The organism is Desulfobacterales bacterium, assembly GCA_021647905.1.
Classification (GTDB): Bacteria; Desulfobacterota; Desulfobulbia; order Desulfobulbales; family BM004; genus JAKITW01.
Genome location: JAKITW010000100.1, coordinates 1 through 7,723, shown reverse-complemented (window position 1 = coordinate 7,723; position 7,723 = coordinate 1). Strand labels below are relative to the sequence as shown.

Below are 7,723 nucleotides of genomic sequence, written 5' to 3'. Positions count from 1 at the left end.
GCCGAAGTTGTTTCAAATTCCGCTTTTGCCGTCACGGCCGCGGCTCAGGGTCCGCTACACCGTTCGGTATAAGAAAACCCCTTTCCCGGTCCAACCTCAAACGTACGGGGTTTACCGAAACCTTACCTGAACGGTTACCATTTTCCCGTATGATCGCGCTTATGCGAACCTGCACCGCCTGTGATCACTTACATCTGGGCCAGGGTGTTGAAGCGGCTGCGCACCGTATCGAGCCGGCCCGGGTCAATGGCGACCAGGGCCTGTTCCTTGGATTGGCCGGCCTGGTGGAGGATGGCGCCGTCCGGGGCCACGATCAATGAATGGCCGGCAAACCGGGTGTCATTGGTGGCGCCGCAGCGGTTGGCGGCAATAACGAACATCTGGTTCTCAATGGCCCGGGCCCGGACCAGGGTCTGCCAGTGATCGACCCGGGCCAGGGGCCACTGGGCCGCGATCACCAGGAAAAGGGCGCCCTGGGCTGCCTGGCCGCGGGCCAGTTCCGGGAAGCGGAGATCATAGCAGACCAGTGATGCCAGCCGGCCGTGCGGGGTATCAATGGGGCCATATCCGGTACCTGGAGTGAAAAAACTCTCCTCGCCCATGGGGGCGAAGAGATGCTGCTTGCGATAGCTGCCCAGCCGGCCTGTCGGGCCGGTGATATATAGGGTATTGTAGTATCGGCCCTGATCCTCTTCAGCCAGGGAGCCGGCCAGAATCATTTTATATTGAGCGGACAGTTTTTCGAGTTCCCGCAGGAGTTCCGGGGTTTTCCGGGCCAGGGCCGGCAGGGTGGGGTAGTCAAAGCCGGAACTCCAGAGTTCGGGCAGCGCCACCAGGGCCGGCGGCTGGTTACCGGTCCGGCCCAGTCCGGCAAGTCCCTGTTGGACCTGGTCCAGGTTGCTGTTCAGGTCGCCGGCCCGGACATCGAACTGGAGAAAGCCGAGATACTGGAAGCCGGGTAACTGGGTGTCAGGCATGATCTTTTTGATTCTCCGGTTATGAGAGGAGGGCCAGTGCCCCCTGGGCCAGCTCATCCACCGTGGTTTTTTTCAGTTGCCGGTCAACAAAGAGGCGTACCTCCTGCTGGTCGCCCACAAGTCTGTTGATCATTGGCCCGGCCTGCCGGGCCTTGAGCAATCCCAGGGCCCAGGCGGCCAGACCCCGCACCGCGCCGTCCCTGCTCTGCAGATAGGGCGGGAGATAAAGGGCGGCCCGCCACTTTTTCATCAGCCCGGGCCGGGCCAGGGTGAGCCGGCCCACCCCCCAGATCACCCCTTGCTGCATTGCTTCGAGTTCCTGATAATTACCGTCCTCGCGCATGTATGCCACCTGCATGTGGCCATACTCTCCGGCCAGGCCCTCATGGATCGCCATGATCTCGGCCATGGACTCGGCCGCGCCCCAGCCGATGCCGCCTGATTCATCGTTTAAGCTCCACATAAGACGTCGCATCACCACCCGGGCCGCCTCCATGTCCGCGTCGGCCAGCCGGGCCACGGTGGCGCCCATGGCAATGATCGCCTGCCAGCGGATGTGCTCTTCGGCCCGGCAGATCCCGGAGAACAGCGGGTTCAACACCTGTTCCGGGGCCAGCAGCTCAAGCTCGGCCAGCAGCAACCCGAGGTCATCACCCCTGAGCAGCCGGAAGATCCGCTGTTTATGCCGCATGATCCGCATGGTGTTGAAAGCCCTTCATCCGCAAGTCTGTTCGTAATAGTTCACCAGGGGCACCAATCTGGTTAAACCTCTGCGCTGTAAGAGGGCATCAGTGCCACAGATTTGTACAAGCAGGGTGGCGAAACTATAGTTTGCCTATGTGAGCCGGCCTGATCGTGCGAATATGGGGTGCTGATGAACTCTTACGTCTGTTCCTTGATCAGCCCGGCTATTGCCCGGCCCATTTCGCCGCAGGGAACCAGGCTCTCATGGTCGGGTACGTTTCTGATCCTGATCCCCGGGACCGCCACCTTGATCCGCATCTCCTCCAGGGCGGTGGTAAGGATCTTGACCGCCTCGCCGCTCCAGCCGTAGGAGCCAAAGGCCGCGCCGATCCGGCCCCTGGGCTTCAATCCCTTCATATAGGTGATGATATCCGCCATCTTGGGCAGGATTCCGTTGTTCAGGGTCGGGGAGCCGAAAATGATCGCCCTGGCGTCCAGCACCTCGGTCATCACGTCGCTGCGATGGGTATGATGCATGTTCATCATCCGCACATGTATCCCCTCGGACACCAGGCCGTTGTAAACCGCCCGGGCCATTTTTTCGGTGCTCTTCCACATGGAATCGTAGATAATCACCGCCTTGTCCCGGCATTCCTGTTGGCTCCATTTCTCATAGGCGGCGATGATTTGGCCCGGATCGGTGCGCCAGATAAGCCCGTGGTCCGGGGCGATCATTTCGATCTCAAGCCCCATGTCCGCGACCTTGGCCAGCAGTTTCTGGATCAGCGGCGCGAAGAGCAGCAGGATGTTGGCATAGTACTTGGCCGCATGGCCCATCAGCTCGGCCGGCTCCAGCTCGTCGTTGAACCGTTCGGAAGTGGCCCAGTGCTGGCCAAAGGCGTCGCTGGAGATCAGCAGCCTGTCCTCGGGGATGTATGACATCATGCTGTCCGGCCAGTGGAGCATCCGGGTCTCCAGGAAACTGACGGTGCGGGAGCCCAGGCTGATCGAGTCGCCGGTCTTGACCGTTTCCAGGGGCCAGTCCTGGCAGTGGAAATGTTCGAGCAGCGCCTTTTTGCCGGCCCGGGAGCAGAAGATTTTTTCCGGCTTGACCAGGTCGATGATCTCCGGCAGACAGCCGGAATGGTCCATCTCCACGTGGTTGACAATGATATAGTCAATGGCAGTGGGCTCGACCAGGCTGCGCAGATGATGGATGAGATTGCCCTTCAGCTCCTTTTTGACCGTGTCGAACAGGGCGATCTTCTCGTCCTTGATCAGGTAGGCGTTATAGGTGGTGCCTTTTTCCGTGGAATAGCCGTGAAAGTCGCGGATGTTCCAGTCCACCGCCCCGACCCAGTGGATGTTTTTCAAGATTTCCGTTGTTGCCATTGTGGTCTCCTTTTGAAAAAATCCGGGTTTGAATGTAGGTCCAGGGCCGGGGCTATTCCTTGCCCGTGGGCAGGGTGAAAACCCGCTGGCCCAGTTCCCGGTCCAGCATGAATATCCCGTTGGGGTCGTTGTTGATCAACCTGAGCTTGTCGACAATCCCCCCGGCAGTGGCCTCTTCTTCCACCTGTTCGGATACGAACCACTGCAGGAAGATGGTCGAGGCATGGTCCCGCTCGTCCATGGCCAGGTTGACCAGGTCGTTGATCAGGCCGGTGACCTTTTGCTCATGGGCCAGGGTCTCGGCAAACACCGCTGGGACTGAATCCCACTCCGTGGCCGGCTGGTCAATGGCGGTCATTACAGCACGGCCGCCCCGTTCGTTGACAAAATCAAACATCTTCATCCCGTGGAAGAGTTCCTCCTGGGCCTGCTGGCGCATCCAGCCGGCAAAGCCGCTCAACCCCCGGGACTCGAAAAAGGCGGACATGGAAAGGTAGAGGTAGCCTGAAAAGAACTCGGCATTGATCTGTCGGTTAAAGGCCTCGGTCATCTTTGCGCTCAGCATGATTTCACTCCTCAGCTCTTCCAGAGCCGATGCAGGTTGCAGTACTCCCGGGCGGTAACCGTGTCGGCGTTGATCATGAATGTTGCCTCCGGCGCATCGCCCGGCTTGAGAAATCGACGATAGGCAACATCACCGGCAATCAGCTCGATCCATTCGATATAATGCTTCTCTTCCATCGGATGGGCCACCGAGCCGACGCTGACCTTGTAGCCGCCCTTGATCCCGGTCACCATTGGCACATGCTTTTCCCGGGCCGCGTCCACGCTGTTCTCGGCCAGTAAGGTCATGGGCTGGCCGCAACAGACCAGCTCGCCGGCCCCGGTATGGACCAACTCGACCATGTTGCCGCACAGCTCGCACTTGTAGACCTGCAGTATCTCTGTCATGGCTTCTCCTCTGTTTTTCAGGTTAAGAAAAGTGGGGTGGACTGCCTGCCCCGGATTGGACCGGGGCAGGCGGATCCGGTCAGACTCCGGCAATGGGAAGCGGCCTAGAAGTTGTCGTCAACCAGCTCGAAATGGGCCTGGCCGTGGGCGCAGGCCGGGCAGGTCTCAGGGGCCTCCGTGCCCTGGTGGTTGTAGCCGCAGTTGCGGCACCGCCAGGTCTGCTCCTCGTCGCGCTTGAACACCCGGCCGGTTTCGATGTTGGCGGCCAGGGTCAGGTAGCGTTCCTCATGATACTGCTCAGCCTTGGCAATGGCCATGAAAACCGAGGCGATCTCCTTGAAGCCCTCCTGCATCGCAACCTCGGCAAACCGCGGGTACATCTCGCTGTACTCGTAATTCTCGCCCCCGGCCGATGCGGTCAGGTTGTCCCGGGTGGTGGAGATGACCCCGGCCGGAAAGGCGGCGGAAATCTCCAACTCGCCGCCTTCCAGAAACTTGAACAGCCGCTTGGCATGCTCCTTTTCCTGGTTGGCGGTCTCCTCGAAGATGGCGCTGATCTGGACATAGCCCTCCTTTTTGGCCTGGGAGGCAAAATAGGTGTAGCGGTTGCGCGCCTGGGACTCACCGGCAAATGCGGTGAGCAGGTTTTTCTCGGTCTGTGTTCCCTTTAAAGAGTTCATCATGGTCCTCCGGAATTAAGGTTGTCAAGAGTAGTATAAAGTTGCTCTACTTTTTGAGAATCATTCTCAGTGGAGGAAGAGGTTAACAGGGAGCACGATTCTTTGCAAGTTAAAAATAACCTGGTTCTTCCCATGGCTGTTTTTTGACCCGGGCCGCCAGGTATTGGCACGGAAAGTCAAGATGAGCAAAGATCCGGGCCTCAAGCTCCTGGCAGCGGATATAATTTTTCTTGATTTTCGACTGGATCCGCGGGTTGTCGCGACCATAGGTGGCAATGATGTACGCCAGCCGGTCGGCCAGGCTCACCACCTGGTCATGGTTGACCCGTTTATCGGCATAGTAGACGATCTCCTTTTCAGTGATCGGCTGCTCGGCGGAATAGTTGGTGAGGATCACATGCTCGGCCACGATGGGGGCAATGGTGTCCAGGTCGTGGCCCAGGCAGATGTCCCGGCCGACCCTGGCGTGGTCGCGGCCGGTATTGAGGCAGAGGGTCTTGCCGATGTCGTGGAGCAGTCCCCCGGCCACGGCTAGTTCCGGGGTCAGCTTCAGTCCGGCCCGGGCCAGGTCGAGGCTGAGTGCCTCGGCGATCCTGGCCACCAGGATGGAGTGGGCCCTGATGTTGGCCAGCATCCCGTAGCGGGCCATCAACCGGAAGCAGAAGTCCCGGCTGGGTACGCTGTTTCTGGTTCCGTCATCTCCATCCACGGCAACTCACGGGGTGTGAAGGCTACTCGGTCTTTGTTTTTCCGCCCAGTTCGTGTACCAGGTCAATGAACAGTTTTGCCTGTTCCGGCGGGGTGGTGGGCTGGATGCCGTGGCCGAGGTTGCAGATATGGCCCCGGGCCTTGCGGCCGTTGGCCAGTATTTTCTCCACCCGGGCCGCAAGCTCCCTTTCCGGCAGGAGCAGGGCAATGGGATCGAGGTTGCCCTGGAGCGACACCTGGTCGCCCACCTGGTCGGCGGCAGCACCGATGTCAACCCGCCAGTCAAGCCCGAGCACGTCGGCGCCCGAGGTTTTGGACAGTTCGAGCAGGGTGGCGCCGTTGTTGGCAAAGTAGATGATCGGCACATCGGTTGTCTGCCGCAGTTCGCGGATGATCCGCTGCACATAGGGCAGGGCGAAGCGGGCGAAGTCGCCCGGCGCCAGGACCCCGGCCCAGGAATCGAATATCTGCAGGGCCTGGGCCCCGGCCGCGGCCTGGGCCTTGAGATAGAGCGAGGTGCAGTCGGTGATCTTGTCCAGCAGCCGGTGGTAGAGTTCCGGCTCGGTGAACATCATCTTCTTGGTCTCAAAGAAGAACTTGGAGGAGCCGCCCTCGATCAGGTAGGTGGCCAGGGTAAAGGGGGCCCCGGAAAAGCCGATCAGGGGCACCTTGAGTTCCTGGCGCAGCAGGCGGATGGTCTGCATCACAAAACCGGTTTCATCATCCGGGTCCGGGATGATCAACCGGTCCACCGCGGCCCGGCTCCGGACCGGGTCCGGAAAGACCGGACCCCGTTTTTCCAGGAACCGCAGGGTAAGTCCCATCGCCTCCATGGGGATCAGGATATCGGAAAACAGGATCGCCGCGTCCACCCCGAGGATATCCACCGGTTGCAGGGTGACCTGGCAGGCAAGCTCCGGGGTCTTGCACAGCTCGAGAAAGCTTACCTTGCCGCGCACCCGCTGGTAGTCGGGCAGATAGCGTCCGGCCTGGCGCATCATCCACACCGGGGTATAGTCTGTTTTTTCGCCCAGGCAGGCCTTGAGAAAGGTATCGTTCATTGATCGCGCCTCAGTTGCGTTGTTTTTTCATTTTTATGGGCTGGTAGCCGCAGAACGGCTCCTCGGCCAGGTAGTCGCCGGTCATCGCATAGGCCCTGGCCCGGCAGCCGCCGCAGACGTTGAGATATTCGCATTGACCGCAACGGCCCTTGTAGCTCTTGAAATCCCGCAGGTCCTGAAACAGTTTCGAGTTTTCCCAGATCTCCCTGAAGGACTGCTCGCGGACATTGCCGGCCGCCATGGGGAAATAGCTGCAGGGCAGGACATTGCCGTCCACGTCGAGCAGGCAGATGAGCTGACCGGCCAGGCAACCCTTGGCCCCGCCGGTGGAGAACTTGAGCGAACGCCGTTTGAACTTCTCCTTGTCCTGCCTGGCCTTCTGCAGCACGATCCGGTAATAATGGGGGGCGCAGGTGGGGCGGACCAGCAGCTCATCCTCTTCCTTTTCCATCCGGTAATGCCATTCCAGGATCTCTTCGTACTCCTCCCTGGAGATCAGTTCGGCCATGATCTCCCGGCCCCGTCCGGTGGGCACGATCATGAACATGTACCAGGCCGTGGCCCCCAGATCCTTGGCCAGCCGGTAGATATCGGCGATATCTTCCTGGTTGCGCCTGGTAAAGGAAGAGTTGATCAGAAAGGGGATGTTGTGCTTCTTGAAAAGCCCGGCCGCCCGGATCGTTCCGGCAAAGGCCCCGGGCTGGTTGCGGAAATTGTCGTGGATTTCAGCGGTGGAGCCGTCCAGGCTCAGGGAAACCATCCGGATACCGGCGGTCTTTATCCTGGCGCAGATCGCATCGTTGACCAGGGTGCCGTTGGTGGCCAGGCACATCCGCAACCCCTTGTCCGCGCCGTGGGCGGCAATGTCGAACACGTCGTCGCGCAGCAGGGGTTCGCCGCCGGAGAGCACCACCACCGGCCGGGCATAGGAGCTGATATCGTCAAGGACCCGGCAGGCCTCGGCAAAGGAAAAGTCGGGATGGCCCTGGATCTCCGGTTCCGAGGATGAGCGGCAGTGCACGCAATGCAGATTGCAGCGCCGGGTCACCTCCCAGGCGATCCATTTCACGTCAAAATCCATGTTTTTTTCCTTTGATTCGGTTACCGGCCCGGAACCCGGGTGATTTTTTGTAAACATTCAGTAACCCCCTCCTGTCGGGAAAGGGGTCTTCTTCTACCAACGGCCGCTCCATTGAGAAGGGCTGGCTGTTCATAAACAGGCTATCAAGCAGGAACTCGCTTCGCCGCAACGGCGATTCGGAAGCCATAA

The 7,723-nt window shown here is 60.0% G+C and carries 10 protein-coding genes; all 10 read right to left on the bottom strand.

Translation table 11 applies throughout. The features are described 5' to 3' along the window. Positions 1–188: 188 nt before the first annotated feature. Positions 189–977, bottom strand: a complete 789-nt coding sequence (locus tag L3J03_11795) for a hypothetical protein (protein MCF6291663.1) — start codon at positions 975–977, stop codon at positions 189–191. Positions 978–996: 19 nt separating this feature from the next. After that, complete coding sequence (locus L3J03_11790; protein ID MCF6291662.1) at positions 997–1,677, bottom strand: HEAT repeat domain-containing protein; 681 nt, start codon at positions 1,675–1,677, stop codon at positions 997–999. Between the two features lie 182 nt (positions 1,678–1,859). Continuing rightward, positions 1,860–3,053: a flavodoxin domain-containing protein gene (locus tag L3J03_11785; protein ID MCF6291661.1), complete on the bottom strand. Its 1,194-nt coding sequence runs from the start codon at positions 3,051–3,053 to the stop codon at positions 1,860–1,862. Between the two features lie 52 nt (positions 3,054–3,105). Next, positions 3,106–3,618, bottom strand: coding sequence for a ferritin (locus L3J03_11780; protein ID MCF6291660.1), 513 nt, complete (start codon positions 3,616–3,618; stop codon positions 3,106–3,108). 11 nt (positions 3,619–3,629) lie between these two features. Further along, positions 3,630–4,004: a desulfoferrodoxin gene (locus tag L3J03_11775; protein MCF6291659.1), complete on the bottom strand. Its 375-nt coding sequence runs from the start codon at positions 4,002–4,004 to the stop codon at positions 3,630–3,632. A gap of 104 nt (positions 4,005–4,108) precedes the next feature. After that, positions 4,109–4,684, bottom strand: coding sequence for a rubrerythrin family protein (locus tag L3J03_11770; protein ID MCF6291658.1), 576 nt, complete (start codon positions 4,682–4,684; stop codon positions 4,109–4,111). 109 nt (positions 4,685–4,793) lie between these two features. Beyond that, positions 4,794–5,393, bottom strand: coding sequence for an HD domain-containing protein (locus tag L3J03_11765; protein MCF6291657.1), 600 nt, complete (start codon positions 5,391–5,393; stop codon positions 4,794–4,796). 22 nt (positions 5,394–5,415) lie between these two features. Continuing rightward, entirely contained in the window at positions 5,416–6,453 is a 1,038-nt protein-coding gene (gene hemE / locus L3J03_11760; protein ID MCF6291656.1) for a uroporphyrinogen decarboxylase, read from the bottom strand. A 10-nt stretch (positions 6,454–6,463) separates the two neighbouring features. After that, positions 6,464–7,534 (bottom strand): radical SAM protein, encoded by a 1,071-nt coding sequence (locus L3J03_11755; GenBank protein ID MCF6291655.1) that lies wholly within the window; start codon positions 7,532–7,534, stop codon positions 6,464–6,466. Then, a partial coding sequence (locus tag L3J03_11750) for a hypothetical protein (GenBank protein ID MCF6291654.1) occupies positions 7,524–7,723 on the bottom strand: 200 nt, incomplete at its 5' end. The genes L3J03_11755 and L3J03_11750, both read right to left, overlap by 11 nt.